The sequence below is a fragment of the Anaerorhabdus sp. genome, assembly GCF_036657415.1.
Taxonomy (GTDB): domain Bacteria; phylum Bacillota_I; class Bacilli_A; order Erysipelotrichales; family Erysipelotrichaceae; genus Anaerorhabdus.
Map to the genome: position 1 here is coordinate 1 of NZ_JAVXGL010000012.1, position 25,467 is coordinate 25,467.

Consider the following 25,467-nt stretch of genomic DNA (forward strand, 5'->3'; position numbering starts at 1 on the left):
CTAGATTTTTATAGGCTATTTTTACAAAAAAAATCAGAGATTTTCGATTCAATCCCTGATTATTTTCATTTTTGATTTATTGCTTCTATTAGTTCTACAACATCTTCTGGTAAATCTTGTTCGCTTAATATTTCAAAATGAAGATTAAAATTATAATCACTCATCGTTTTAATACGCATTTGATAACTTACGGTATGTCCTAATAGAAATTGTAACTTACGATTTAATTCTTTTGGTTTATAAATAAATGGTATTGCGATTGTTATACTATTTTCTTTATATTGGATACAATCTGTTTTACTTCCTTTGATTAATTCAAAAGAAGAGTTTTCACATTTTATTTTTGCAAGTTTCTTCGCTTTTTTCAATTCTGTATCGGTATAAAAATCATCATTTATTTTTTGATAGACTAATGAAAATTGATGTTTTATTTCATCTTCTTCTAATGTCTCTTCATTTTCACTTGTGTTATTTAATGCTGCCATCCACATATCAATACCACTCTCTTTTGCTTTATTTAAGAGTTTTGATGTTGCTTGTGGATCTTCTTTATCAAGGTAAATAAAGCTTTCAATCTTATTTGAAATTTGCACACCAACTTCACTTAGATAGATTGGTGATTGAAAGAAAACAACTTCTTCAAGAAAAAGACAATTCATTTGTTTTGGCATTTTTTTATCTTTCGATACTTTTATGATTGCATCATACAATTCATCCTGTGTAGCAAACCCATTCAATGTTCCATATTCTTTCCACATTTGTTTGAATGAACATGTATATGATTTTTTGAATTTACCATAACCCACAATTCCTTTTTCTCTTTTCCTTCCACGCTCACTACCTTTAGCTAGAAAGAAGAGTAAATCACCTTCAAAAAAATCTACGAATTTTTTTTGAGAACTTGGACGCCAAAAATTCATCGTTTGATTTCCATTAAGACGATGAAATTCAATCATATGTTTATCTGTAACATACGCAATTGATGACATGACTTATCTCCTTTTTTCTCTAAAATATTCCGTAACTTTCTCCTTGATCATCAATACCCATTCCTAGTGCAGCTGGCACTTTTGGAAGTCCTGGCATTGTCATAATATTACCTGTATAAACAACAATAAATCCTGCTCCTGCTGACACTTTCAATTCTGTAACATGAATATCAAAGTCATATGGTCTTCCTTGAATTTTTGGATCATCAGTAAGAGATAATGGTGTTTTTGCCATACAAATCGGAAGTTTGTCCCAACCATATTTTTTCATAAGTTCAATTTGTGTTTTAGCTTCATCACTAAATACAACATCATTTCCACCATAGATTTTTTGAGTTATTATTTTAACTTTATTTTCAATTGAATCATTCACATCATAAATTGGAGAGAAGTCAGATTCTTTTGAACAAAGTTCAACAACTTTTTCAGCCAAATCAACTGTTCCTTCGCCACCTTTTGCCCAAGCATCTGATAATGATACTGAAACATTTTTTTCTTCACACCATTTTATTAATGCATTAACTTCTGCATCTGTATCTTTTGCGAATTTATTAACTGCAACAATCATCGGTACTCCAAATTGTTTAACGGATTCAATATGCTTTTCTAGATTTTCTACACCTTTTAAAAGTGCTTCAACATTTTCATTTGCTAGGTTTTCACTATCAACACCACCATGCATTTTTAACGCACGAATAGTTGCGACAATTACAACTGCACTTGGCTTTAAATTTGCAAGTCGACATTTAATATCTAAGAATTTTTCAGCTCCTAAATCTGCTCCGAACCCAGCTTCAGTAATTACATAATCAGAAAGTTTTAACGCCATCTTTGTCGCAATAACTGAGTTACATCCATGAGCAATATTTGCGAATGGTCCACCATGAATTAACACAGGTGTCTTTTCTAATGTTTGAACAAGGTTTGGTTTGATTGCATCTTTCATAATTACAGATAATGCGCCGGCAACTTTTAAGTCTTTAATTGTCACTGGTTCATTATCATATGTATACGCAACTACACAACGATTTATTCTTTCTTCAAAATCTTTCAAATCTTTTGATAGACAAAGAATTGCCATTACTTCTGTCGCAACAGTAATGCAAAAACTATCTTTTCTTTCTACACCATTCGTTGGTTTACCTTGCGCAATCGTAATGTCACGTAAGGTACGATCATTCATATCTAGGCAACGTTTCCAAATAACCTTTGTAGGATCAATATTTAATTCATTTCCTTGATAGATTGAATTATCCAAAATCGCTGCAACTAAGTTATTGGCAGTTGTGATTGCATGCATATCTCCAGTAAAATGTAGATTAATATCTTCCATTGGAACTACTTGTGCATATCCTCCACCAGTTGCCCCACCTTTTAATCCAAATACTGGACCAAGAGATGGCTCGCGTAAGCAACCCATAACATTTTTTCCAATCTTCGCAAGTCCATCTACTAAACCTACTGTTGTCGTTGATTTTCCTTCGCCTGCTTTAGTTGGATTAATTGCTGTGACAAGCACTAATTTCCCATCTTCTTTTGATTGTAATTCATCAAGAATTCCCAAATCAATTTTTGCTTTCGTTAAACCGTAATGTTCTACATACTTTGGATTAATTCCGGCTTTTGTTACAATTTCATCAATTATAACCATTTGATTCTCTTGTGCAATTTGTAAATCTGTTTTCATCCTTTTCCCTCCAACAATTAATCGTTTTTCATTGATTTTCTGCCTTCTAAAGCTTTAATCAACGTTAATTCATCGGCATAATCCAAATGTCCACCCATCGGTAATCCATGAGCAATTCGGGTTGTGTAAATATTTCTATCTTCTAATAGCTTCGCTAAATAAAGTGCTGTTGTTTCTCCTTCAAGTGTTAGGTTTGTTGCAATGATAACTTCTTCCACTCCTTGATCTAAACGATCAATTAATTTTGAAATTGTTAAGTCTTCTGGTAGTATTCCTTTTCTTGGTGATATCACACCATTTAACACATGATATACCCCTCGAAACTCTCTTGTTTTTTCCATCGCAATTATATCTTTTGCAGATTGCACTACACAGATAATTTTTGTGTTTCTAGTTGAGTCTTCACATATACTACAGTGTTCCTCTTCAGCTATGTTTCCACAAATTTCACATGTCTTAATTTTTGTTTTACAATCAATCAAGTTTTGCGCGAACTCTTGAATTTCAGTTTCATTTTTTTCAAGCATGAGTAATGCATAACGTTCCGCTGTCTTTGCACCAACTCCTGGAAGCATCTTAAAGTTTTCAATTAAATTCTCTAAACTTTTTGGATACATAATTAGAACATTCCTGGCATCTTAACACCAGCAGTTAATACTCCCATTTTTTCTTCACGATCTTTGCTTGCGATTTCTACAGCTTGATTAACCGCAACCATAATTAAATCTTCTAACATATCTTTGTTATCTTTTTCCAATAAATCATCTTGAATTGAAATATGCGAAATTTTGTAATCACCTTTTATAGTTACTGTTACTCCATCTCCACCAGCATTCCCAGTATATTCTGTTTCTGCTAATTCACCTTCAACCTTTTGAATATTGCTTTGCATTTTTTGTGCTTGTTTAAGTAAGTTTTGTAAATCCATTTTTTATTCCTCCTCGATAATATTTATATTTTCTTGTCCAAATAAATCAATCAGTTTTTCTTCTGTTGTTTTCTTTTTTTCTTTTGTCACAACTTTTTTATATTTAGTAATTTGTGCAGATGGTGGTAAATCATTTCTACTCATTCTCTCTTTAAACTCTTGTGTGATTTCAATAAAGTTTTCTTTGCCTACTGCATAAATCATTTTGTCTAATTCTAGTTGTTCCTTAATGAAGAAATGTAGTTCTTGATTTAATTGTAAATCATTAATCTGATTTGCTTCTGCTGTTGTATCACTAGTGATAACCACAAAGTCTTCACCACTTGCGACAATCATTGTTGACTTAAGAATCGTCGCACATTTAGCACAACTTAAATCACGTGATTTATTTTCTAATTGATTCCAACTATTCTTATCATTTTCTTTTGTTTCCTTATTCGCTGATACCAGTAAACTCAAAATGAATTCAGTAGATAATATTTGATCTGGTTCATTTTTTTCTTTCTTTGGTTTTTCTATAACTTCTTCTTTCACTAGTTCTGTTATTTCAATTGATTCTTCTATTACAACTTCTGGTGTAACAGGTGACGCGGTTATTATTGGCGCAACAACTTCTTTTACTTCCTCTTTATTAATGATTTGGACTTGTTCTTTTTCATCAACAATCGCCATCATTTTTAATACTGCAACTTCAAAATATGAAGATACATTTGTTGCACTTTTATAAGAGACAGTTGCTTCCATTAAGATATCAACCATTCTTAATAATATTTTTGAATTTTTATTTTCTAATATTTTTTCAACTTCATTCACATTTAAGTTATGAAGTAATCCACTATCTTTTGTGTAGGAATAAATTACAGCTTCTTTTAAAATTTCGATAAGATCATTTGTAAGTCTGCGAATATCAATTCCCTTTTCACTTAAAGTTTGAATCACATTAAGTAATGATTTTGCATTTTTAGAAAATACATCTTCAATCATTGAAATTTTTTCTTGAATGGTTGTAATACCATAAATATCATTTACATCTTCTACTGTAATCTCATTTTGGGCATAGGCAATGCATTGATCAAAAATACTTAACGCATCACGCATACCACCATCTGATAAAATTGCCACAAGTCGTAAAGCTTCATCCTCGATGTTTATCTTTTCTAAATCTGCAACATATTTTAATCGACTTACTATTTCTTCTTGACCAACTTTACTAAAATCATAGCGTTGGCAACGAGAAATAATTGTTGGTAATACTTTATATGGTTCTGTTGTCGCTAAAATAAATATAACGTGAGCAGGTGGTTCTTCTAATGTTTTTAATAATGCATTGAATGCACCTTGCGATAGCATGTGAACTTCATCGATAATGTATACTTTGAATCGACCTTGAATTGGTGAGTATTTAACTTTTTCAATTAAATCTCTTATTTGATCAACCCCACTACTACTAGCAGCATCGATTTCTACAATATCTTGATGTGTTCCTAAATCACTTGATTTACAGTTATCACAATTATTACATGGTGCAGCCTCTGTATGTTCACAGTTTACAGCTTTAGCTAGTAATCTTGCGACTGTTGTTTTTCCTGTTCCTCTTGGTCCACATAATAAATAAGCATGTGCCATCTTATTTTGTTTCACAGCATTCATTAATGTTGTGACTATATGTTTTTGACCAACGACTTCTTCAAAAGAAGTTGGGCGGTATGTCCGATATAACGCTTTATAACTCATTCTTGCCTTCCTCCTTCTTTGATACGTCCATTGATATTATAACAAAATCCACTGCTAATTTACAGTCATAATAAAAGAAGTAAAATAGCTTTACTTCTTGCGTTTTTCTCTAAAAAAGGTTGTTAGTAGACTTGAGCATTCTGCTTCTAAAATTCCTCCTTGAATTTCAGGATAATGATTAAACCCTTTTATATCATTAAAGTTAATACAACTCCCAAAACAGCCGCCCTTTGGATCATATGCTCCAAAATATACTCGTGGAATTCTTGATTGAATAATTGCCCCCGCACACATTGGACATGGTTCAAGAGTTACATAAAGTTCACATTCTTCTAATCGCCATGATTTTAATTTCTTACATGCTTTTTCGATTGCAATGTGTTCGGCATGCGCTGTAGCATTCTGCTTTGAGTTTCTTTGATTGTACCCTCTAGACACGATTAAGCCATCCTTGACTAGTATTGCTCCTACTGGAACTTCATCTTTCAATCTAGCCTTTTCAGCTTCTTTTAGTGCTAATTTCATATATTTTTCTTGTTCAGTGTATTTTTTCATTATTATATATCGCTTCAATAAGCTTATCTCCGTTATAACTGAGTTTCATCGTAAAGAATGAATCATCGGTCACTAATTTTTCTAGAAAGTACTTATCACCTTCCCATAAATTGAGTTGTGTGACTTCATCCTTATTTATCCATGCTAGTTCTCCCTCATTACAATCAAAATCAAGTGTTCCACTAAATTCAGTTGATGTGAAGAGAAACATATATTCTGTCCAATTGTCATTATTTGTAAAAGTAATGATGCCTCTAAAGCTCAGTTGAATAAGGTTTAAACCCGTTTCCTCTTTTACTTCTCTTAGAACACATTCTTCTGGACTCTCATAATCTTTAAATTTTCCACCTAATCCAATCCACTTTCCAGCATTTGGATCATTTTGTTTCTTTGTGCGGTGCATCATTAAGAATTGATTGTCTTTTTCAATGTAACATAAGGTTGTAAGCATGCTATCACCTCTTTAATACAAGGTTTTCCTGTTTGATTGCACTCCCTTGTATTCACTACTATTTCATCCTGAAAAAGTAGAACTTTCCTGTAAGTATAAAAAAGGTACACACAAGTAGAGGTTCTTAAGGCTGCTACCTTCCGGTCCTGACCTGATTCAATACATGCTTGTTGTACCTCATATATTATAGATGTTTTTTCATTTTTTCACAAGAGTTAGAATTTTGTTATAAGTTTTCCTTCTAGCACCTTTTTTTGAATTTTCTTTACTTCATCTATCTTTATAATTTCTCTTAATAGTTTTAAATATTCAATTTTTTCCTTCTTTATAATTAGAACAGCTGTTGTCACTTCATCATCAAATGTAATATTTTGCTCATTAAAACCTAACAAATTGTAATTCAAATCTGTTTTATTCCATAAAACAACATCAATTTTCTTGGTAATAATCATATTAAGGATACTTCTTGAATCTGCTGATTTATATTTAACCTTTTTACCGTTTACAAGTTCTGCAGTTAAATAGTTTTGTTCACTATCCTCTTGGATTAATCCCACTGTCATCTTTTCTTGAATTTGTTTTACTTTTTTATCCCAAAAAAGAAGAGAATATTGATTACGATATGTACCCTCGCCAAATTCAAGAGCTTCTATAATATCTTTACTTTTATTGATGCTAGTTAACCATTTCTTTGAAACAATCGCAAAATCACAATCATATTTTAGAAGATATTGCGCTCTTTTTTCACTATCCGGAATGTAAGTCATATTCACGAAAATCCCACATTCATTTTCAATCGAAGTAAGTAAACCCGTTGCAAATGCTTCTTCTTGCTTAGAACTTGGAATTGGCATTAATCCTTTTAACACCTGAATATTTGCCATTTGTGCAAGAATTCTTACTTCTTTTTTAACAAGAATTGTACCCACATGTCCACACGGATTTATTTCAATTGCTCCTGTGTCATTGAGTGCCTTTAGTGAACTTTGAATCGTTCCTCTAGCAATGCTAAGCTTTGACGAAAGTTCTGAAAATGTCGGAATTTTATCTCCTATATCCATTTGTAGAAATTGTTTAGCCAAATAAATAATTGTTGCAGCATTTTTATTAAATAAGTGAATATCTAAATTTGGTAATCCTCCTCGATCTAAAACTGAGTCATCCTTGCCATTATCCATGTAGGTTTCCTCCCTTTAAACATATCCATTGCATTTAAAAACCTCCCCCTGTTTTCTTGATTATTATTAAAATACAAACAATTTTATATATTACATTATATCAATAAAATTGCATCAGTTCTCCATTTATAAAAAAAAGCAAATTTTAATTAAAAAATATGCTTTAGTATTGAGGAGGAATATTCTCTTTAATCACTTCTTGTTGAATTTTTTTGACTTCTTCAACATCTATAATTTCTTTAAATAGTTTAACTAATTCTGGTCTGTTTTTGCTTACCATTAATACTGCAGATGTATCTTCTTTTGTAGATTGAATTGGTTTTGTATTCATTTGAATCAAGGTATCATTGATTTCATCTTTATTCCAAACAGTTGCGTCAATTTCTTTCATTTTTAAAGCTGTAATTATTTTAGAATAATCTAAGTTAACAAAGACAACATTTTTACCTTTACACATTCTTTTTGTCCATTTGTTTTGCTCTCTTGCACCTTTAGCTAAACCAACTCGCATACCATCTTCGATGTCCTTCGCTTTTGAATTACTGAATAAAAGAACGTGTGCACTTAGATAAGTTTTTGGTCCAAAATCTATTACAGTTAATACTGGTTTTCCTGCTTTGATCGCATTTTCTGCTGAACCTTTACAAACAATCGTGAAATCATAATTGCCTTTAACCATTTCATCAATTCGTTTCACTGCATCTCTCATATATGCCATACTAACAGGTATTTCATATTCATTTTGCATACAAGAAATCAATCCTGTCGCAAGTCCTTCATATGTTTTTGAATAAGGCAGCGACATTGCACCTAGAAAGGATCGAATATCTGCCATTTGTATGAGTGCTTTCCCATTTTTTTCAACCAAATATGATCCCATATGACCTTTAGGTTTTATAATTATCGCTTTCGCATCATGCAAAATCTTAAGCGAATTTTGAATTGTTCCTCTTGCTACACCAATCTCATTTGATAGCTCTTCAAAAGTTGGAATTCTTGTACCAATATCCATTTGAATGAAAAGCTTAGAGAGAAATATTATTGTTGATGCATTTTTATTAAATAGCTGAAATTCTATGTTTTCCATATGTTACACCTCTATACCTAGTTTATCATACCTATCTATTGATTTGTATTGTCAGTTTTAGTGATTATTTAACAAATATCATTCTTCTTTAAGAATTCTGCAATACCATCATGATTGTTATCGAGGGTTATTTCATAGGCTGCTTCTTTTACTTTTTCCATTGCATTCCCCATCGCTATCGGATATTTAACTGCCTCAAACATTGTTAGATCATTTTCACCATCACCAAAAACTAAAATTTGATCTAGTCCAATATTCAATTCTTCAGCTAGTTTGCGAATTGCATTGCCTTTGTTGATTCCTTGTGGTGCACATTCAATCCATTCTAATGAGGTTCTCGCAAAATGATATCGTTCCCCTAAATTTTGTACTAACCATTGATAAGGTTCTTCTAATTTTTCTTTTGTATGCGCTAGACAAATTTTATTTACTGGACAAGGTATTTCACTAGCGTTTTGTATTTCATAAATATGATTGTATCCTTTTCTTTGATCAACAATCATTGAAAAAGTTCCAGCTGTCCATGGAACATCCTCTGCAATATTATTATCAATTCTAAACTGTTTTTTTATTGCTCGTAATGAAGTAGGAATATGATCATAAATTGTATCATCTAGAACTGCCATTGTTTCAATTTCAAAAGGTTTTGTAGCTTCAAATATTTCCTTGATTTCAGGAAGTTGTAGTTGACGGATAATAGTATGTTTCATTGTTTTAGCGTTTGTGATAGCTGCTCCATTTACACCAATATAATATCCACCAAATGAAGGGATATTTAATTGTTCGCCAAAAGGAACAAGTGTTCGATAACTTCTTCCAGATGCAAGAACTAAAATGATTCCCTTTTCCTCTGCTTGTATGAGTGTTTCTTTTGTACGACAACTAATCTCTTGATTTGATGTAAGCAATGTTCCATCCATATCCATTACAATCATTTTTATATTATTCATTTTATCCTCTTTCTAAAAACCAATTAAAATGTTCGCAAGCATTATATAAACCATCTTCTTCTATTTTTTCGGTTACATAGTTTGCGACTGTCTTCAAAGTATGGGATGCATTACCCATCGCAATTCCAATGCCTGCCAATTTCAACATCTCAATATCATTTACACCATCGCCAAACGCAACTGTTTCTTCTGGTTTTATGTCAAAGTATTCAGCGCATTCTTTTATTCCATGTGCTTTGGTAATTCCTTTGGCTGTAATTTCATTAGAAAAGCCTAAAATAAGATGTTCACTTTTTGTGCAAAGTTTATCTATTTCATCTATTATACTTTGTTCTTGTGCAAAATATAATAGATGCGTTAATGCTTCATCTGTATGTTGTTTGTATGTTGGTGACATGCCATAACAATCCATAAATCGTTGTTTAATTTCTTCTTTATTTGAACTAATGTGATTATCTCCTAATGCTGTTGTCCAACGATAAGGGATATTTTTTTCATTGAGAATTTTTAATATTTCATCTTGCTCTGCTTTGTCTAGTTTATGGGCAATAATACATTGTTGATCTACATAAATTTCAGATCCTCCGCCACAAACAAGAGCGTCACTTTGAGTGAAAAAATGATTTGGTAATTCTATTAACTCATGATATGTTCGACTCGTATTAAAAATAATTTTTATTCCATTTTCTTTCAGTTTTTGTAGTGCTACTTTTGTTGAATTTGGACTATCCTTCAATGTATGAAGATAACTAGTTCCATCTATATCAAAAAATGCAATTTTTATCATTTATATCTCCCTTTAACCAGTCTTCAATAAAACACGCAACTCCTTCATTATCATCAGAAGCACAAATTAGTTTAGCGTGTTTTTTTGCTTCTTCACTACCATTTGCCATCGCAACACTTAGTCCTGCTTCCTGAAACATAGATATGTCATTTGTTCCATCACCAAACACCAAGAAGTCACTTGGTTTTAATTGTAATTGTTTCGCTACTTCACGCAATCCAAATCCTTTATTAATGCCTGCTGGTTTTACTTGTCCATGTATTTTGAAGTCGCAAAGTTCAATATGCTCATTAACAAAATTATGCAATTCATTTATTTGACTGTCTTCTAATAGATAAATAAAATCTATAACTTCATCATCCATTTCTAATTTTCTAATTTGATAATCTTGCGAAAATAATGCTGAATATTTTACTTGTAACTCAGCTGATGCTTCCTGACTATAATAGAACTCGAAATCATTTCGTGAGTAGCCATACATTATATTGTTCTTCTCTAGATAATGTACGAGTTGCATAAAAATTTCTTTGCGAAGAATATGTTTCTGAATAAGAGTTTGTTTATTAAATATAAGTGTTCCTGTTGAAATTACAATATAGTCAAATAAATCAAAAAATGTTTTATCCAATAATTTCATTTCATAAAATGAACGACTTGTAATAAGCACGAGTGGATAATTTTTCTTCTTCAAATTTTCTAAAACTTCTCTTGTCTTTTGGCTCATATTATTACAATTTCTAGGGACTAATGTTCCATCAATATCAAAAGCCATTGCTTTTATTGTCATAGATAAGCTTTCCCTCGACAATATGTTTGAATAACTTCAAAGCAGTTATCAATTATTAAAATATCAGCGTCTTTACCTTTTTCCAGAACACCCTTATCCGCTAGGTCTAAAAAAGTTGCGGGATTTTTAGTTGCGGCATTAATCGCTGTTACTTCATCTATACCACATTCCTGGATACAGTTTTTTAACATTGTAATCATCTTGTTTGAACTACCTGCTAGTCGACCATCTTTTAAACGTCCACAGCCGTCTTCTTTTACTTCAACCCAGCGATTAGGTGTTTCATATATACCAGGTTTTAGTCCTTTAATTTGTACTGCATCCGTTATTAAAATCAAGCGGTCTTTTCCTTTTGTCTTAGCTACTGCTTTCGCAACAGCATAGTGTACATGTACACCATCGCATATCAACTCTGCATACATATCATCCATAGCCATTGCAGCACCTGCTGTTCCTGGTTCACGATGATGAATCCCAAGCATTCCATTAAATGTATGGGTAAAACTTCCTGCACCATCTTTTGCAGCTAACACACATTCATTATATGTTGCACCTGTATGTCCAATTGTAACTTTAATACCTTTGTTTTTACAATATTTAATGAGTGTATGATTCACATCCATTTCTGGCGCAATGCAGATTAATTTAATTATATTACTGGCAGCATCTTGATATCTTTCAAACTGCTCAACTGAAGGCTTTTGAATAAAGTATGGATTATGTGCTCCCTTAAAATCAAATGAAATTTGTGGACCTTCTACATGTATTCCTAAACAATGGGCACCTTCATTATATTCGGTTATTGTTTTTTTAATACATGCAAAGGATTGTAGTAAATTTTCTTCTGGTGCTGTTGAAGTTGTTGCTAAAAAAGATGTTACACCTTCTTTAGGAAGTGAGTTCATCCAATGAATAAATCCTTCACGATGAACATAGTTACAATCCATACCATTAAATCCATGACAATGCATATCAATCAATCCAGGTAAAACTTTATATTCATCAAAATCATCTGTCACTTCTTTAAATCCATATGGATAAATATTTAATATTTTGCCATTTTCTATTTCAAGTTGAGCTGGTTGGAACTGTTCATTTATCCAAACGTGTTTACTTTGAAGTATCATTGCTAATTCCTTACACATTGCCCATGTGCATAAACATCGACAACATCAAAGTTTTTATCTAGTACTACTAAATCTCCATCAAAGCCTGATGCGATTCTTCCTTTGCGATGATCTACATTTAAGTAACGTGCTGGATTTAATGTCACCATATTGATTGCGTAATCAATGGGCACTAATGCTTTCTCAATTAAGTTTTGAAGTCCTTTATTAAAAAGTAGAGTACCCCCTGCAAGTGTATTAGTTCCAGCTAAGTAAGCTGAACCATTCTCACGAATTTCAATCGCATTTCCACCTAATTCATAAGAACCAGGAGCACATCCTTTAGCACAAAGTGCATCATCAATCATAATACAATTATCTCTTCCTTTACTCATCACAAGAGCGTGAATTGCTGGCCATACAACGTGATTTCCATCACAAATAATTTCACTGTATGTATCTTTTAAATTCATCGCTGCACCTACTAATGAAGGTTCTCGATGATGCAATCCATTCATACCATTATAAACATGTGTCATTCCAGTTGCACCATTCGCTACCGCTAAACATGCTTCATCGTATGTTGATGCAGAATGGCCAATTGAAACATTAATACCATGTTGTGAAGCATAACGAGTTAATTCAAAATTTTCATCTTCTTCACATGCAACAGTTATTATTTTAATCAAGCCGTTTGCTTTTTCTTGATATATTTTAAGTTGCTCAACATTTGGTTTTACAATAAATTCTTCTGGCTGTGCACCTTTATTTTTTGTATTTAGATAAGGTCCTTCAAAATGAATTCCTATTATCTCTGCTCCTTCATATCCTTCACTAACTGCATTTGCTATATTTTCAAGAGCAGGAACCAAAACTTCAACACTTTGAGTTACTGTTGTTGGACAAAAAGAAGTAATTCCTTCTTTCAATAAACCCTTTGCCCACTTTACTAATCCTTCGCGATTGGCATCATTTGTATCAAATCCTAATCCACCATGACAATGTACATCAATCATTCCTGGAATTATCCAGTCAGTTCCATAATCATGATCAACCACATGGCAGCCATATGGATAGACATGATTTATCTTCCCTTCTTTTAATTCTATTTGTGCTTCAATGAATACTCCTGAAACCCAAACTTTCTTACTTTGAATAATCATAGTATTTCCTCCCTCATCGTATTTTCATTATACATTTTTTTGTATAATGGTTCAATGTTTCTTGTAGTAATGGTATAATAATTTAATCAATAGATGGAGGAAATTTATGATAAACAATCGTGTAATTGAAATTTGTTGTGGTTCTATCGAAGATGTAATTACAGCATCAAAAGAACCAATCGATCGCATTGAATTAAATAGTGCTTTAGAACTAGGAGGAATGACATGTTCATTGGGAACATTAATTGAGAGTAAGAAAGTAACTACTCTTCCATTATGTTGTATGGTTCGTCCACGAACTTCTGGATTCCATTATACTGAAAGACAATTTGAAAGCATGTTGTTTGATGCTGAACAATTATGTATTCATGGTGCTGATGGAATTGTTTTTGGTTTTCTAAATGCTGATAATTCAATTAATATTGAACGAACAAAAAAAATGGCAGATCTAGTTCATCGCTATAATAAGGAAGTTATTTTCCATAAAGCCTTTGATGCTACCACTGACAAATTCAAGGCCTGTGAAGATTGTATCGCTTGTGGTGTAGATCGAATTTTAACAAGTGGTGGAGAAAATTATCCCCACATTGAAGAAGGATTTGAAACCCTTCATAAACTTATTGAAACGTATCAAGATAGAATAACGATTCTTGTCGGTGGTGGTGTTCGTGATTTTAATGTTCAAACTATACTTACAGAAACAAACTGTCATGAAATTCATATGACGGCAAAACAAACTGCATATGATGATGGCGACTATACCGAAGTTTCTCCCACTTATCTAAGAACTATTTTATCAAAAATTGAGGAGATGAATAATGACACAAATTAAAGCAATTGCATCTGATTTAGATGGTACTCTTTTTAATGATGAAGCACAGTTATCAGAAAAAACTAAACAAGTCATCAATGATTGTTTGAAAAAAAATATTTTGTTTGTTCCTTGTACGGCAAGAACCATGAGTCTTGTAGATGATTGGTTACTTCAGCATGATGAGATTAAATATATCGTTAGTTCAAATGGCGCAATTATTTATGATAAGCAAAAGAAAAAAATTGTATCTAGAAATACAATTTCTGCAGAAAATGCTATTTTATTATTAGATAAGTTAAGCTTAATAAATCCTTATTGGACTATTGATGCAAATGATCAGCTTTATTCAAGCCAACAAATACTAGATGATAAAGAAGAGAATCAATTTGATGAAGATTTTATCAATCATTTACTTAAGACTAGAACGTTCATTCGTGAGTATTCAACTTTGTTATCCGATTCAAATCATGATGTTAGAAAAATTCATTTCATTACGAATACGCCTTCATGCAAAGAGAAAACAATTGAATGCTTGAAGCAATTTGATTTTATTCGAATTACTTCCTCTCATGAACTTAACTTAGAAATTACTCATCCTTTAGCAACAAAAGGAAATGCTTTCTCAACGATTCTTCAGCACGAGAATATTAATCCAACACTTGCTGTAGCTTTTGGTGACAATGACAACGATATTGATCTACTTGGAAGTGTAGGACTTGGATGCGCAATGGCAAATTCAACTTCAGGCTTACAAAAGGTAGCTCATGTTATAATTGGTTCAAATAATGAAGATGGTGTTGCTTGTTTCTTACAAGAAAATATAATTTAACATATACATCCTGATTTATATGTAAAAGGATTGATTACCTTCACTGGTATTCAATCCTTTTTGTTTAACTATTAAAGATTTATTACTACGCTATAAGAATACCGCAAAGTCTCAATAGGATTGCGAACACAACAACTGAAATAATTAGTTTGTTTGAGTTCATCCATTTTTTACCAAGCATCCAATAACATAATCCTGCAAGTAATGCTGGGAATAATGCTGGCATGATGGCATCAGCATATTGTTGAAGATTGAATGAATTTATCAAATCTTCACCAGTTTCTGATTTACCTAATGTCATTGTTAATGTAGCTAAGTTAAATTTAACCATTGTTGCAATCATACATCCAACAACTGTTAAACCAAGTACTGATGCTGCTTCAGTTAATGCATTCATTTTTCCACTTAAAGTAGTTACAAGCTTAATTCCTTGTTCATATCCAAGATCAAACATTTTGAAACGGAAGAAGAAACAAGCAACTTGCCATAATGTCCAAATTCCAATACCAATTGCATTACCTTCAAGAGCCATTGATGCTGCAATAGAACCAAATACTGCTCCACCAATCATTCCGAAAACTGTATCTCCAATTCCTGCGAAAGGTCCCATTAAAGCTGTTTTTACTGAAGCCGCAACATCTAGACCAGCTTCACTACAAGCTTGTTCCTCAATCGCGATATTCATACCAACAATAATGTCTCCCATGTTAGGCATTGTATTAAAAAATTGTGAATGAACATGCAATGCTTTTTGTTTTAACTCTGGATTGTCTCCATACAAACGGTTAATTACTGGAATCATTGTAGAAAGGTAACCTAAACCTTGCATACGTTCATAGTTCCAACCAATTTGTGATTGCCAAATCCAACGTAAATTAACACGACGCAACTCTTTTGCAGTAAATTTTGAATTGTTACTCTTCATAATCACTACCTCCTGTAGAAGTACTAGCTGTTGCTGGTGCTGCAGATGTAGCATTTTGGTAAACGATTAATGCTGCAACTAAACCAATAAGACCAACTCCTAGTACAGGTATTTTTAAATAAGCTGCAAGAACGAAACCAAGAATTAAGAATTGTGGTTTCTTTAATACTGGAAGATAACGTAATAAGATTGCGAAACCGACTACTGGCAATAAACCACCTGCGATTTTGAATCCCTCCATTAACCAAACTGGAATTAATGTCATTAATGAATCAACTAGTGGTTGTCCAAACATCAATAATAAGAATACTGGAAGTCCTCTAGATAATCCCCAAGGAATAATTCCAAGGTGATTCATTAAGTTAATTCCCTTTGTATTTCCCTCTTCAACATATTTGTCAGCGATATGTTGGAACAATGTGTTTGAGAAACGTGCTAGGATATCTAATTGAACAAATAATGCTGCAAGCGCAATCCCAATTGATGCAGCCAAAGTAATAGGATCTTCACCTGAAAGTGATCCTAATGCTGTGGTAATCATACCGGATGACGTAATGTTAAGAACAGATGCACCACCATATGTTCCTACCCCTAATTGCGTCATTTGAAGCGTTCCTCCAACGATTAGTCCATAAGTTGGGTTTCCAACAACGATACCTGTAAATAAACAAGCAACGATGCAGCTGTTCATTCCGAAGTTAAATGATAGACCATCAATAATACCCCAGAATGCCCAAAGACTAATTAGAAGGATTTGTAGAAAATTTAATTCTGCCATAGCTAACCTCCTCTAGTTTTTATGGTTTTAAGCTTTCGCTTTGTATAAGAATCGCAAGATGTTACTGACAATCACATCGTGCGTTTTCTCCATTATACATTTTAATGATTATTCATTTTTTTGAACTACAAATGAATTAAAAATGTTTTACTCTATTTTCAAATTTTTCATAGATGGCATCATTATTGAATCCATCCACATTTTGTGATTGAAACACTGGTGGCTTAACGCCCATTTCCATACAAATTTTAAGTGCTTCTGAAACGATTGTATTTAACAAAAACATACTTGAAATTGATGATCCAGGACCTGTTGCAATTCCTTCAATATTCAATAGTGCATCACCTACTGGAACTGCATTATCAAGTATACAATCAACACATTCAAACAAACGTTTACCTGAAGGATGTCGACTTACTGTATTTTTTGATTGTTCTAAATTCGTAACTGCTATAACGTATACACCTTCTTTTTGGCAACGCATAGCCATCTCAATAGGAACTGCATTTCTACCAGAATTACTTGAAATAATCATGATATCGCCTTTTTCAATTTTGTAACTATCATAAATAATATCGGCAAGTCCTAATAACTTTTCTGCTTCTCCACTACGACGAGCACCAAATGCTGTTAATGCATCTGGATCTAATAATGCATTTACATTTCCTAATCCACCAGCACGTGCAAACAATTCAATTCCAATCATATGTGAGTGCCCTGTACCAAATGTATGAATAATTTTATTATCCGCAATATTTTTAGCAAAAATCTTCGCTAATTCTTCAATTTGATTTTCATTAGTCTCATATGCTTTGTGCAATAGTTCGTCAATTTTATTCATGTAATCAAATTTATACATCATCTATTCTCCTTCTACACACGTCCTTGATATTGTGCTTTAAGTTTATCGTTGTGTTCTTTTGCTTCTGGTAATAATTCATCCCAGAAAAGTGGTGCTTCTTGACCTGACTCTTGCATCATTCGACAAATTTCAGTTTCAATTGTTTGAGCAATGAATGCTCCTGTAATTGAAGAAACTGAACATATCTTTTCTACACCATCAGTTTCAATTAATGCATCTCCTTGTGGTCCACAGTTATCAATCACAACATCTCCCATTTCATAAAGTTTCTTACCACTTGGGTGTCGAGATTCTTCTGCATTTGTGTGTTGCCAACTTGTAACAACAATCACTTTGTGTCCTCTTTGTTTTGCTGTGATAGCCATATCAATAACGACACCATTGATACCTGAGTTTGAAATAATAATGAAGGCATCTGATGGATGAATCGTATATAAATCATAGAGCTGATCCGCAATACCTGGTCTGCGTTCAAATATATTGTTTGGATCTTTAAATTCCTCTAATGTAAATTTTCCTTTTAAAACAAAATCACCAGTATCAATTGTATGAATGCACGCTAGACTTCCAATTCTATTTTGCATTTCCATTCCAAACCCAATTGAATGTCCTGATCCAAATACATGAATCACACCACCTTGTTGAATGGATTCTGTACATATTTTTGCTGCTTCTTCTATATTTTTGTGTTCCTTGTCGTAAAGTTTATCGAGTAGTTTTACCAACTCATCAAAGAATACATCCATTGTAATTTCTCTCATATATCCTCCACCCTACGCATTCCATCTTCCAAGATATTTATCTGAAAGTTCTTTGTTGTGAACATCCGCACCTTTAATATTGGCACTTAATAAAACTGGACATTCTGTTCCTTGTTCTTTTAGGTAGCGATATACTTCAGCTGTTATCATTTGTGCGATAACATTTCCAGCAATTGTCGCAATTTGATTTACTTTATGTGTTCCATCAACATCAAGAAGTAAATCTGGATTCTTTGCTCCTGTGTCAATAACGATATCAGCAATCTCTACTAATTTCTTTCCACTGCTATGTTTTGAAATAGACGCATCACTTAATTCTTTTGTAACAACCGCAACTACTTTATGTCCTTTTTGCTTCGCTTGTAATGCTGTCTCAATTATCAATCCTTCACAACCAGAAAGACTTACTAAGATAAACATATCTGTGGGTTCTACAAGATATAAATCCCAAAGTTTTTCAGCCATGTCCTCACGATCATTGAATCCTTCTCTTTGATATTCTTCCTCACTGATGACCCCTCTTAATGCTAAATCTTTTGTATTGAATTGGTGAAATGGCATTAATCCCCCTGCACGATATCCTAATTCCATCGAAAATGCTCGTCCATGATCAATTCCAAAAAGTTGAACGATTCCATTTTCTTTCATGCATTCTCCCATCATTGCAGCCACCTTTTCAATCGTTTTGCGTTGCTCTTCTTTTGTTATTTCAAGAAGATTAACAGCTTTGACAAAAAAGTCTTTTGTTGTACTCATTGACACTCTCCTTTTCATTTTTGGTAACCCTTACAAAACTTATTATATCTGGTTAAAAGGTGAAGTCAATAACAATATACATTTTTTTATATTTTCATTTTTGTAATTACTTAGTTTATTAATTGTTCTTTTCTATGAATCTTTTCAACGCTCTAACTACTTGATTTAAGCTTTCAATATCACAGTTTGTATCTTGGTTTGTTGAGATATTTTCTACTACCAGTGAATCATTTTTGAAGTTTCCTTTACTCACTAACAATGCCTTTTTATAGAATGAAAATGAGGTGTAACGTAGTTCTTCTTTATTACAAAGTTTACGTTTAGGTTTGGTTTTAAATTGCTCTGCCAACTCTATTGCTTCTTTTTTAGAGTCCTCTTTATAGCCAATCACAAATTCTTCTCCATCCCCTACACAATCCAACATAATCACAAGTCGTTGATCAATTGTCGTTGGTAATGCTTCCCTCAGCATATAATCACCTGCATGGTTGGTACAACCATTATCAGTTAACACAAACGCTACTTTTTCTCTATCCTCATCACTTAATTCTGAAGCAAGCATTAAGGCTACCAAAACACTTGATGTATTGCGATTAAAGTTCACTTTATTTGCGATACCTTTTGTTAATAAGAATGAAACTATCATCACTACAATTAGCGTAACTGATACACACAATGAATAAATAAAATTAGTTGAAAAATCAATTTTCGGCACATATGAAATTACTAACCACAATGCTAAAACACCGCCTATAATACTTGGTGCATAGATTGGAAAGAATGAAGATGCAAATGTTGCAGGACCATCAAATGGATAATATTTCATTGGATTCCCGAAGTTATGTTGTGGTGTATCATAGTTAACTACAATTATTTTTTTTGATTTCCCAACATCCCCAACATGTAAGTTAACTGCATAACTTCCCTTCTTTTTTGAAGCTGCCCCTTGAACACGATATCCACATGTTTGAAAGTCTTTTCCTATCTCATTGATAAAAGTATTCTTTTGTTTGCGTGTAAATCTTTTGGAAAGTCCAATGCCATATTTTAGGATAAGATCTTCTAAAACAAATTTCATTTTTTCCCTCCCCATGGCCACTTAAATGCTGTATTCTTCATCTCACTATTTTTTTTACGATTAGCTTCTTTTTCAGGAATTATCGTATTTAATTCACGTACGATAGAAACAGCTCTAAAACTTTCGACTTGTTTGTAGATGTCACCTTCTAAGCGGAAAATCAAACAATCTCCCCCTTGTTGTCCTTGGCGTACAACCCATTCAACAATATTTTTGTATTCAATTTTTTCACACATTTCTTTATTTTTTTCAGAATAGATTAATAAATAATCATCATAGAATTCAAGCTGTTTTCTATTTGGAACCTTCCATAAAACAAGTAGTGCAAACGGTAAAATTATGTAACCTAGTATCGCAATCTTCTGAGATATTATTAGCAATAACGAAATAGTTATACAACTATATATCGCAAAATATGGTTTTGTCATAATTGTTTTCTTTGGTTTTTCTTTTTGATTTACATTTTGTATTTGAATTGTTTCTATGCTTTTATTTTCCATATACTTTCCTCTTCTTGAATATCCAAAATATTATAGATTGTATTTGATTCAATTAAATTTGTGTTATAATGATTCCAACTTTAAGAAGGAGTAACCCATATGTTCATTATTCTATTCGCTTCAATTATTGGTTTAGTAATGCTAGGTGTTAAAATTAAAGACTATCGTGATAATAAGTCAAATCTTCAAACTGCATTAGGTGGTAAGAAAGTTGAACACTATTCTTTCTATACAACTTTCATCATTTTATACTCACTATTCGTCATCATTGGTTTTGCTTCAGCCGTCTTTGGACTATTTGTTAAAGATGATACTACTACAGCGATGGGTATTGTTATTGCTTTATTATTTCTTGGAGAACTCATTAATGCTCCACTTAAGTATAGCTTGTACTATAATGACTCCATGTTTATCGCAAAAGGAAAACCAATTCGATATAAGAGTATTCAGTCCTTTGAGAAAATTAAAAATATTCCCTTTGCTTATATAAAAGTTGTAACTACAAACGGTGAAAAATATCCAGTATCACCAAAGTCCTATCAAATCATCTTAAAAAATTACGAACAAATTAGAAAGAAATAATAAAACAAATACCACCGAAACTCGGTGGTATTTTTCTTAGAGTTTCGAGATTAATTCTATAAAGTTTTGGGGCTCATCACTTGGAACCATTTGCGCGGTAAAAGTTAATCCCTTATTACTTAAATCTCTAAATGTTTCAATATCTTCTTTAGTTACGCAGACTGTATGATATACACGCGTAGAACCAACTTTATTTGACATATTACCTACTGTAATATTTTTAATTGGCCCACCTTTTTCAATCAATTTCTTAAGTGTTGCTGTTCCACGTAAAACTACAAAGATTCTTTCACCTTCATATGCTGTTGGATCATTCAATCTCTCTACTGCACGGTCAACTGAAAGAATTGATAACTTAACCGTTGTTGGGCATGCCATTTTTAAAGCCATTTTTTGAATTTCATCTTGTGAAGCAATATCATCGATTACCATCAAGCGTGTTACATTCAAAGTATTTGTCCAAAATGCTGCAACTTGTCCATGAATAAGACGTTCGTCAATACGAACATTAACAATATTTACCATAATTCTCCTCCTAGAGTTGATATCCTATCTTTAGTTTTATAGTATTACAACCGCTTTCAAAACTCAAGGTTTTTTGTACAATAAATTGAATATTCAATTTATTTTTAAAAAATCTATGCTATGATGTTGCTAAATAGAGGAGGAAAGTTATGAAAGGAATTTTATGTGTTAGCCATGGATTTTATGCTGAAGCTTTTAAAGAATCATTAAAAATGATTGCCGGAAATGTAACTAATTTACATGCATTATGTTTAGAACCAACGGATGGTCCAGAACAATTTAAAGACAAATTAGTTGCAATTCAACCTACCCTTGATGCATACGATAAAGTTTGGGTTTTTGCTGATTTATTTGGAGGATCACCTTGTAATACTACATTTCAGCACTACGTAAGTAATCCAAATATAGAGTTTGTTGCCGGTATGAATTTCCCTATGGTTTTATCAGCGTTATTATCTGAAGAAATATCATTGGATTCTTGTATCGAACAAGGAAAAGATGCAATTGTAAATGTTCGTACATTTATGCAAGCAATGATGGCAAATGATGAGGACGAATAATTCGTGATTATTCAAAAACAATGGAATAACTTAGAAAAACACGCCAAAAAATGTATTGAACAAGAAATTGTACCTGGTATGAGTATTGCTCTTTTAACTCGTCATGAGAAAAGAGTTCTCCATCTTGGCTATCGTCAACTTGTACCTACTCAGATTGAGAACGATGAGCAAACAATTTGGGATTTAGCTTCTTTAACAAAAGTTGTAGCTACAACAACATGTATTTTAAAATGCATTGAACAAGGAAAATTCAATCTCAAAACGAAAGTTTGTGAAATTATCCCTGCTTTTGTAAATAGTGAGATTTCTATTTTTCATTGTTTAACTCATACTTCTGGATTACCTAGTGATATCCCAAATTACAAGGTTATGACAAAGAATAGAATGTTGAAATTCATCCATTCTGCTCAACCAATTTGCACTCCTGGAACAGAAGTTATTTATTCAGATATTAACTTTATTTTACTTGGTCAAGTGATTGATGTTTGTACTGGAAGTTTTAAAAACTTCGCAAAGCGTGAATTATTTGATCCACTTGCAATGAAGTCAACTTGTTTTAATCCAAAAGCTGATTCTATCGATACTTTTGCAAGTTATGAAAATAATATTGAGCGTGGTGGAGTTATTCGTGGTGTTGTCCACGATGGAAAAGCTTTTAAACTTGGTGGAATTTCTGGTCATGCCGGTTTATTTTCTACTATCAATGATCTTTCTAACTTTGTAACCATGCTTTTAAATGATGGTATTTATAACGACACTCGTATACTAAGTCCATCATCAATTGATCTTCTTAAAAAGTGTAAGACTGTAAACCTTAATGAGAAAAGAACTCTTGGATGGGTAATCTCGGATCAAAATTATGATATGGGTGATTATTATAGTGATTGTGCTTTATTTCATACAGGATTTTCTGGAGGTAGTATCTACGTAGATTTTGATCGCTCTCTCGGTTTATTGTGTATGACAAATCGCATTCATCCAAGTCGTGAAAATACAAAGATATTTCAAGAAAGAAATAATATTCATAACTTAGCAATTCAATGTGTTTTAGAAAATGAATTCTAGAAAGAGGGAAATATGAATCCTGTTTATAATCGTGTTAGAGAATTAATTACCTATGTTGAAGAATCACAACAAGACCAAATTGAGCTTGCCGCAATTGCTTGTGCGAATGCTATTGAAAATGGTGGAATGCTTCAGGCTTTTGGTTCTGGTCATTCAGAAGCTGGTGCTATGGAAGTAGCTCATCGCGCAGGTGGTTTTATTCCTACAAAAAAAATTATGGAACCCGCACGAGGATCATATGAAAGTATTGAAGGTGTTGGATCTAGTTTCATGAAAAAAGTTGATGTTCGTAATCATGATGTTGTCTTTATTATTTCTAATTCTGGTAGAAATCCCCTTCCCATCGAGGTTGCTATTGGTGCTAAACAAAAAGGTGCCATCACAATCGCTATTACTGCATTAGAAGCATCAAGAAAAATGACATCTAAACATTCATGCGGAAAAAATTTATATCAACTTTCTGATATTGTTATCGATAATTGTGTTCCTGAAGGAGACTGCGGATGCACAGTTGAAGGATATGATTCACCAATATGTGGTATGTCGATGATTACTACATCTGTAATCATTCAAGCTATTACCTATCGTACTACTGAGATTCTAATTCAACGAGGTATCACACCACCGATTTACAAATCACAAAATATTGATGGTGGACGTGAATTCAATGAACAACTTGAAGAAAAATACTTTGATCGTTTATATCACATTTAAAAAGAAGTTATGATTATAACTTCTTTTTCATTCTCATTAATTAGATTCAATATAATTAAATTCAGTGATTGATTCATCATCAAAGTCATAGTTTCCTTGTTCATAGCGCTTAGCGTAGTAAACCAAAATAATTGGAAACAATGAGCAAAAAATAACTGATACAGGTAGATATAATTCATTCGGTAAAATCATGGAACACATAACAATGCAAAACATCCCAAAACATCTTCCCGCAGATAAATAAATTTCTTTCGCAATAACACGACCAACTATATTTTCTTTCTTCTCATATTTTTGAATATTATTCATCATAATAACTTGATAAGGATTCGCATACATTGGTGTTGCAATTGCATTCACAATTCCATAATAAATGGCACCAAACATCGTTGGAAAAATAACTAAAATAATCGTACTTGAAGCTATCAAATATGCTCCAATTTTATAAAACAAATATATATTACCCTTATTCATTTTCTTTGCCAAAATATAGTATGCACCTATTGAAGCTATTGCAAAAACTGTAAGTAATTGACTATATAAACTTCCTTTACCACCGGTTGCATTATAAACCAACAATCCAGTCAACGTAAGAATTAATGAATCTCTCATTCCATATAAAAAAGTTGAAGTCATACAATAGCGCCATCGTTTATCTTTTCTAATTCTCATATTTTTCAGAATAGAAAAACTTTTTGTTGAATGATTTGCCTTAACTTTAAATGCTGCAAAACTCATGAATCCATAAACAACAATTACAATCTTAAATATATTTATATACCCTTCAATATCATTTGGAGCTAAATCAATAAGAACTGTTGCGAATAAGGGTGCGATTAAATTCGCAATGTTATTAAAAATTCCAAGATTACTAATATATCTTGCCCGTGTGTTTTCAGTTGAAACAATTTGATTCAAACTATTTACACTTAACCAAAATAATCCTTCTCCTGAACCAACTAGTGCTGCAACAACATAGACTAAATTTGGATTTGTTTCAAATGATGTATTCGCTGCTAAAACATAAATCAATGAAATCATTGTAATGATTAATCCCATGATTAGTGTTTGACTAAATCCTTTACGCTGTGCCCATTTCCCTCCAATAGAAAAGAAGACCGGAAATAGTCCAATACGAATCATACAATAAATTGTCATCACAACAAGCGACCCTGTGTAAGCATATAAATATACATTTACAAATACGGCTGACATCGTATTTCCTAGTGTCCACAAACCACTAATCAAACATATTAATTTTTCATTCTTTGTCATATCTTTTCCTTTTGAACTGCAGTTCACCTTCAATATGAATT

Annotated in this window: 29 protein-coding genes and 1 other RNA gene; 6 read left to right on the forward strand and 24 right to left on the reverse strand. The window is 32.5% G+C overall.

Annotation, left to right across the window (positions count from 1 at the left end; genetic code table 11):
• Positions 1-65: 65 nt before the first annotated feature.
• From RSB60_RS02930 to nagA (RSB60_RS03000), 15 genes are all read right to left on the reverse strand, one after another.
• Positions 66-989, reverse strand: a complete 924-nt coding sequence (locus RSB60_RS02930; RefSeq protein ID WP_332614471.1) for a hypothetical protein — start codon at positions 987-989, stop codon at positions 66-68.
• Between the two features lie 19 nt (positions 990-1,008).
• On the reverse strand, positions 1,009-2,676 hold the full coding sequence (locus RSB60_RS02935) for a formate--tetrahydrofolate ligase (RefSeq protein ID WP_332614473.1): 1,668 nt from the start codon (positions 2,674-2,676) through the stop codon (positions 1,009-1,011).
• A 17-nt stretch (positions 2,677-2,693) separates the two neighbouring features.
• Positions 2,694-3,293, reverse strand: coding sequence for a recombination mediator RecR (gene recR, locus RSB60_RS02940; protein ID WP_323381739.1), 600 nt, complete (start codon positions 3,291-3,293; stop codon positions 2,694-2,696).
• Between the two features lie 2 nt (positions 3,294-3,295).
• The gene (locus RSB60_RS02945; RefSeq protein ID WP_323381740.1) at positions 3,296-3,604 is read right to left on the reverse strand and encodes a YbaB/EbfC family nucleoid-associated protein; all 309 of its coding nucleotides are present in this window, start codon (positions 3,602-3,604) and stop codon (positions 3,296-3,298) included.
• A gap of 3 nt (positions 3,605-3,607) precedes the next feature.
• Complete coding sequence (gene dnaX / locus RSB60_RS02950; RefSeq protein WP_332614475.1) at positions 3,608-5,338, reverse strand: DNA polymerase III subunit gamma/tau; 1,731 nt, start codon at positions 5,336-5,338, stop codon at positions 3,608-3,610.
• Between the two features lie 90 nt (positions 5,339-5,428).
• A complete protein-coding gene (gene tadA, locus RSB60_RS02955) occupies positions 5,429-5,893 on the reverse strand; it encodes a tRNA adenosine(34) deaminase TadA (protein WP_323381742.1) in 465 nt (154 codons plus the stop codon).
• Positions 5,877-6,344 (reverse strand): NUDIX hydrolase, encoded by a 468-nt coding sequence (locus tag RSB60_RS02960; RefSeq protein ID WP_323381743.1) that lies wholly within the window; start codon positions 6,342-6,344, stop codon positions 5,877-5,879. The genes tadA and RSB60_RS02960 overlap by 17 nt, the downstream gene beginning before the upstream one ends.
• 95 nt (positions 6,345-6,439) lie before the next feature.
• An RNA gene (gene ffs / locus RSB60_RS02965) (signal recognition particle sRNA small type) lies at positions 6,440-6,526 on the reverse strand.
• 33 nt (positions 6,527-6,559) lie between these two features.
• A complete protein-coding gene (locus RSB60_RS02970; protein WP_323381744.1) occupies positions 6,560-7,522 on the reverse strand; it encodes a YhfZ family protein in 963 nt (320 codons plus the stop codon).
• A 163-nt stretch (positions 7,523-7,685) separates the two neighbouring features.
• Positions 7,686-8,609, reverse strand: coding sequence for a GntR family transcriptional regulator YhfZ (yhfZ, locus tag RSB60_RS02975; protein WP_323381745.1), 924 nt, complete (start codon positions 8,607-8,609; stop codon positions 7,686-7,688).
• A gap of 68 nt (positions 8,610-8,677) precedes the next feature.
• On the reverse strand, positions 8,678-9,559 hold the full coding sequence (locus RSB60_RS02980; protein ID WP_332476053.1) for a Cof-type HAD-IIB family hydrolase: 882 nt from the start codon (positions 9,557-9,559) through the stop codon (positions 8,678-8,680).
• A 1-nt stretch (position 9,560) separates the two neighbouring features.
• On the reverse strand, positions 9,561-10,346 hold the full coding sequence (locus RSB60_RS02985) for an HAD family hydrolase (protein ID WP_332476052.1): 786 nt from the start codon (positions 10,344-10,346) through the stop codon (positions 9,561-9,563).
• The gene (locus RSB60_RS02990; protein ID WP_323381748.1) at positions 10,324-11,133 is read right to left on the reverse strand and encodes an HAD family hydrolase; all 810 of its coding nucleotides are present in this window, start codon (positions 11,131-11,133) and stop codon (positions 10,324-10,326) included. The genes RSB60_RS02985 and RSB60_RS02990 overlap by 23 nt, the downstream gene beginning before the upstream one ends.
• Positions 11,130-12,260 carry an N-acetylglucosamine-6-phosphate deacetylase gene (gene nagA / locus RSB60_RS02995; protein ID WP_332516237.1) on the reverse strand — a complete coding sequence of 377 codons (1,131 nt, stop codon included), beginning with the start codon at positions 12,258-12,260 and terminating at the stop codon, positions 11,130-11,132. Before nagA (RSB60_RS02995) ends, RSB60_RS02990 begins: the two co-directional genes overlap by 4 nt.
• Positions 12,261-12,262: 2 nt before the next feature.
• Complete coding sequence (gene nagA / locus RSB60_RS03000) at positions 12,263-13,402, reverse strand: N-acetylglucosamine-6-phosphate deacetylase (protein WP_332614480.1); 1,140 nt, start codon at positions 13,400-13,402, stop codon at positions 12,263-12,265.
• 106 nt (positions 13,403-13,508) lie between these two features.
• Here nagA (RSB60_RS03000) and RSB60_RS03005 point away from each other — a divergent pair, with 106 nt between their 5' ends.
• Both RSB60_RS03005 and RSB60_RS03010 read left to right on the forward strand, forming a co-directional pair.
• The gene (locus RSB60_RS03005) at positions 13,509-14,234 is read left to right on the forward strand and encodes a copper homeostasis protein CutC (protein ID WP_332491259.1); all 726 of its coding nucleotides are present in this window, start codon (positions 13,509-13,511) and stop codon (positions 14,232-14,234) included.
• Positions 14,221-15,045 (forward strand): HAD family hydrolase, encoded by an 825-nt coding sequence (locus RSB60_RS03010; protein ID WP_323381752.1) that lies wholly within the window; start codon positions 14,221-14,223, stop codon positions 15,043-15,045. Before RSB60_RS03005 ends, RSB60_RS03010 begins: the two co-directional genes overlap by 14 nt.
• 85 nt (positions 15,046-15,130) lie before the next feature.
• Here the strand turns inward: RSB60_RS03010 and RSB60_RS03015 are convergent, their stop codons facing one another.
• The 7 genes from RSB60_RS03015 to RSB60_RS03045 all read right to left on the reverse strand — a co-directional run bounded on the left by RSB60_RS03015 (position 15,131) and on the right by RSB60_RS03045 (position 20,705).
• Positions 15,131-15,970 (reverse strand): PTS system mannose/fructose/sorbose family transporter subunit IID, encoded by an 840-nt coding sequence (locus RSB60_RS03015; RefSeq protein ID WP_323381753.1) that lies wholly within the window; start codon positions 15,968-15,970, stop codon positions 15,131-15,133.
• On the reverse strand, positions 15,960-16,748 hold the full coding sequence (locus tag RSB60_RS03020) for a PTS mannose/fructose/sorbose/N-acetylgalactosamine transporter subunit IIC (protein ID WP_323381754.1): 789 nt from the start codon (positions 16,746-16,748) through the stop codon (positions 15,960-15,962). Before RSB60_RS03020 ends, RSB60_RS03015 begins: the two co-directional genes overlap by 11 nt.
• A 136-nt stretch (positions 16,749-16,884) precedes the next feature.
• Complete coding sequence (locus RSB60_RS03025; protein WP_332614484.1) at positions 16,885-17,607, reverse strand: SIS domain-containing protein; 723 nt, start codon at positions 17,605-17,607, stop codon at positions 16,885-16,887.
• A gap of 14 nt (positions 17,608-17,621) precedes the next feature.
• Entirely contained in the window at positions 17,622-18,371 is a 750-nt protein-coding gene (locus RSB60_RS03030; protein WP_332614486.1) for an SIS domain-containing protein, read from the reverse strand.
• 12 nt (positions 18,372-18,383) lie between these two features.
• On the reverse strand, positions 18,384-19,127 hold the full coding sequence (locus tag RSB60_RS03035; RefSeq protein ID WP_323381757.1) for a sugar isomerase domain-containing protein: 744 nt from the start codon (positions 19,125-19,127) through the stop codon (positions 18,384-18,386).
• A gap of 118 nt (positions 19,128-19,245) precedes the next feature.
• Complete coding sequence (locus RSB60_RS03040; protein WP_332476048.1) at positions 19,246-20,205, reverse strand: hypothetical protein; 960 nt, start codon at positions 20,203-20,205, stop codon at positions 19,246-19,248.
• Positions 20,202-20,705 (reverse strand): hypothetical protein, encoded by a 504-nt coding sequence (locus RSB60_RS03045; protein ID WP_323381759.1) that lies wholly within the window; start codon positions 20,703-20,705, stop codon positions 20,202-20,204. Before RSB60_RS03045 ends, RSB60_RS03040 begins: the two co-directional genes overlap by 4 nt.
• A 99-nt stretch (positions 20,706-20,804) precedes the next feature.
• Between RSB60_RS03045 and RSB60_RS03050 the strand changes: the two genes are divergently transcribed.
• Entirely contained in the window at positions 20,805-21,287 is a 483-nt protein-coding gene (locus RSB60_RS03050) for a hypothetical protein (protein ID WP_323381760.1), read from the forward strand.
• A gap of 36 nt (positions 21,288-21,323) precedes the next feature.
• Here RSB60_RS03050 and RSB60_RS03055 read toward each other — a convergent pair whose 3' ends face one another.
• Complete coding sequence (locus RSB60_RS03055) at positions 21,324-21,812, reverse strand: PTS system mannose/fructose/N-acetylgalactosamine-transporter subunit IIB (RefSeq protein WP_323381761.1); 489 nt, start codon at positions 21,810-21,812, stop codon at positions 21,324-21,326.
• Between the two features lie 149 nt (positions 21,813-21,961).
• On the opposite strand from RSB60_RS03055, the gene RSB60_RS03060 reads away from it, so the two are divergent.
• From RSB60_RS03060 to RSB60_RS03070, 3 genes are read left to right on the forward strand one after another with little or no spacing between them, the layout of a single operon-like run.
• The gene (locus tag RSB60_RS03060) at positions 21,962-22,372 is read left to right on the forward strand and encodes a PTS sugar transporter subunit IIA (RefSeq protein ID WP_323381762.1); all 411 of its coding nucleotides are present in this window, start codon (positions 21,962-21,964) and stop codon (positions 22,370-22,372) included.
• A gap of 3 nt (positions 22,373-22,375) precedes the next feature.
• On the forward strand, positions 22,376-23,437 hold the full coding sequence (locus RSB60_RS03065) for a serine hydrolase domain-containing protein (RefSeq protein WP_332614490.1): 1,062 nt from the start codon (positions 22,376-22,378) through the stop codon (positions 23,435-23,437).
• 12 nt (positions 23,438-23,449) lie between these two features.
• Positions 23,450-24,151 (forward strand): SIS domain-containing protein, encoded by a 702-nt coding sequence (locus RSB60_RS03070; protein WP_323381764.1) that lies wholly within the window; start codon positions 23,450-23,452, stop codon positions 24,149-24,151.
• A 36-nt stretch (positions 24,152-24,187) separates the two neighbouring features.
• Here the strand turns inward: RSB60_RS03070 and RSB60_RS03075 are convergent, their stop codons facing one another.
• Positions 24,188-25,426 carry an MFS transporter gene (locus RSB60_RS03075; RefSeq protein WP_323381765.1) on the reverse strand — a complete coding sequence of 413 codons (1,239 nt, stop codon included), beginning with the start codon at positions 25,424-25,426 and terminating at the stop codon, positions 24,188-24,190.
• Positions 25,427-25,467: the final 41 nt, after the last annotated feature.